Here is a 1,572-nt window from a genome sequence, read left to right on the forward strand (position 1 = left end):
CGGAATTTGTCAAGGCGGATGAGGCCAGCGTGAGTTAGGCGGCTAGTTTTGTGTCGGTTTCCTTCTGGGGTGTCGGTGCTGGTCTGTTGATCCATGTGGTGTCGGGCATGGTGAGGATCAGCGGGTCGCGGTCGGTGTTGAACCGTTCGGGGTTGCGGGCTCGTGCGGCAGCCAGGGTCGCTGACCGCTGGGCGGCTTTGCCGGCGGCGAGGTCGTAGTGGACGTCGGCGGGGGTGTTCAGGCCGAGGCCAGTGTGGCGGTGGGTGTGGTTGTAGCCGTCGACGAACGTGGCCATGAAGGTCCGGGCTTCGCCCACGGTGGCGAAGCGTTCGGGGAACACGGGAGCGAATTTCAGGGTCTTGAACCAGGCTTCGGAGTACGGGTTGTCGTTGGACACCCGGGGTCGTGAGTGCGACTTGGTGATCTCCAGGTCCGACAGCAACGCCGCCACGGTCTTGGAGGTCATGGATGTTCCCCGGTCGGCGTGGACGATGTGGGGAGCGCCGTGGATGGTGAAGATTTCGGTCATCATTTCCACCGCGAGTTGTCCGGATTCGCTGGCGTGCACGTGAGCGCCGACGATGTAGCGGGAGTAGATATCGATCATCACGTAGCAGTCGAAGTACTTGCCCTTGATCGGTCCGGGCAGTTTCGTGATGTCCCACGAGTAGACCTGGCCCGGGCCGGTAGCGACCAGTTCGGGGATCGCCCGAGCCGGGTGCCGCGCGAGTCGGCGGCGTTCTTTGACTTGGGCGTTCTCGGCCAGAACCCTATAAATCGTGGAGATCGAGCCCAGATACACGCCGCTGTCCAGCAGCCGGGCGTAGATCTGGATCGGCGGTAAGTCGACGAAGTCCGGCGAGTTCGCCGCGTCCAGGATCCGGGCCCGCTCGAACTGGTTGAGCTTGTTCGCCGGCGTTGGTGGCGCCGCCACGACCGGTAGCGGGGTGCGTGGTTTGCGGGTCGCGGTCGCCCGCGAGATCCCGGTCAGCCGCGCCGCGGTACGGGTCGAGACCGAGATCACGGTCAACTCGCGGTAGGTCGTCATCAAGACTTCGTGTGCGGTGGTTCGTCCCGCGAGCTCTTGGACAACTGTTCCAAGAGCTCGTGTGCTTTTCCCATGATGCCCAGCGCCGCCTCCGTGGTGGCCAGACGCTGTTCGGCCTTGTCGAGCTGGCGGCGCAACCGCGCGATCTCGGCCTGCTCCGGACTCAACCGGCCGATCTTCTCGCCCGGCTTCTTCCCCTCCAGCACCCCGGCATCACGCAGTTTGCGCCACTCGGTGATCTGCGAGGAGTAGATCCCCTGCTCCCGCAGATACGCCCCACCCTCACCCCGGCCGATGGCCTGCTCGTAGGCCGACAGATGGTCGAGTTTCTGCGCCGGGGTGAACGACCGTCGCCGGGCCGGACCCCCCGACCTGGGGCCGGAACTGCTGCTACTCATCGCACTATCGTCGCTTATCGCGACCGCGGACGGACTGGACATGATGGATCGATTCCTGTTCTCGCCCTACGTCATCCGGCGGACTTGCTGTTAGCTGCTGGCCTCACCCAACCCTGACACGTAGGG

Annotated in this window: 1 protein-coding gene; it reads right to left on the reverse strand. The window is 64.6% G+C overall.

What is annotated here, in order from left to right:
• Positions 1 to 34: 34 nt before the first annotated feature.
• Positions 35 to 1,446 (reverse strand): IS3 family transposase gene (locus tag EV643_RS43895; protein ID WP_133806163.1). Its coding sequence is split into 2 segments (ribosomal slippage): positions 35 to 1,089 and positions 1,089 to 1,446, totalling 1,413 coding nucleotides; the frame shifts between segments, so codons are not numbered across the junction.
• Positions 1,447 to 1,572: the final 126 nt, after the last annotated feature.

Source organism: Kribbella caucasensis, from assembly GCF_004361855.1.
Lineage (GTDB): Bacteria > Actinomycetota > Actinomycetes > Propionibacteriales > Kribbellaceae > Kribbella > Kribbella caucasensis.